The 1,111-nt window shown below is 64.7% G+C and carries 2 protein-coding genes; both read left to right on the forward strand.

Annotation, left to right across the window (positions count from 1 at the left end; genetic code table 11):
* Window positions 1-369: CocE/NonD family hydrolase C-terminal non-catalytic domain-containing protein (locus tag ABT116_RS49255; RefSeq protein WP_351648150.1), on the forward strand; the 369-nt coding region annotated here is incomplete at its 5' end.
* Between the two features lie 62 nt (window positions 370-431).
* Window positions 432-1,111: DUF6986 family protein (locus ABT116_RS49260; RefSeq protein WP_502984111.1), on the forward strand; the 680-nt coding region annotated here is incomplete at its 3' end.

Raw genomic sequence — 1,111 nt, forward strand, 5'->3', positions numbered from 1 at the left:
GTAGCGCCGGACGGAACCTCGACACCGATCACGAACGGCGCTCTGACTGCGTCGCTCCGGGCGGTCGACGATTCCAAGAGCACTCGCTCGGCCAACGGTGACTACAGTGAACCGCACCACTATCTGACGATCGACACCCGTCAGCCGGTGGTTCCCGGTGAAGTCACCGCCGTCGACATCAACATGCTCCCGACGGACGCGGTGCTACAACCCGGACACCGACTCCGCGTCGACGTCTACGCTGCCAGCGTGCCGCGTTACCTGGCACTCGGGCCGATGCTCGCCGACAGCCAACTGAAGCCGCAGCACATCGAGTTGGCTGCGGACCGGCCGAGCTTCGTCAACGTTCCGTTCGTCGGGGGCCGCTGACTCGGATTGGATCGGCGGCGTGAGAACCTGCGGGCTCGCGGACGTTCTGAGAAGATCGTCCGATGACAGAATCCCGACTCTCCGCCGCCGTCCACGATCGTCTGGACGGACTTCTGGACCCGGTGGACGAGCGGCTCGCGGCGCAGTACCCGGGAAACCGTGACGAGATCCAGCCTGTGCACACGATTTACGTCAGTGCTGCAGACGCAACTGTCGACACCCCTCGTCTCTGGGGTGAGCAGGCGATCGCGCTTCTCGATTCTCATGCGCATGTGTTCGCCGATCTCGACACCGAGAATGCGCTCGCAGATGTGCGAGTTCAGCTCGGCCGCAAGCCGGTCCAGGACTTTCGAATAGATTTCGAGGACGGGTACGGACGTCGCAGCGACGAGGAAGAAGACGCGGCAGCGACGTCGGCCGGCCGGACACTCGCAGCGCTCAGCACTGATTCTGCGGGTCCGAGCTGGGGTGGCATCAGGTTCAAGGGGTTACCGGCCGGCGAGCGTCGGCGCTCGATCAGGACTCTCGAGCTGGTGCTCGACGCCGCCGGCGGAGTGCCGAACGGATTTGTCTTCACCGTTCCCAAACTGCGCGCGGTGGAGCAGGTCACGGCGACGGTGTTGCTCTGCGAAGGGCTCGGGGAAGGCTCACGGTCTCGTCGATCGAGCTGGCCTTGTCCGCCTCGGAGCTCAGCTTGTCGAACTCCTTGTTGGAGTAACCGCTGGTGTTGCCGGCCGCCGTG

It is taken from the genome of Streptomyces sp. NPDC002130 (genome assembly GCF_040296465.1).
Taxonomy (GTDB): Bacteria; Actinomycetota; Actinomycetes; order Streptomycetales; family Streptomycetaceae; genus Streptomyces.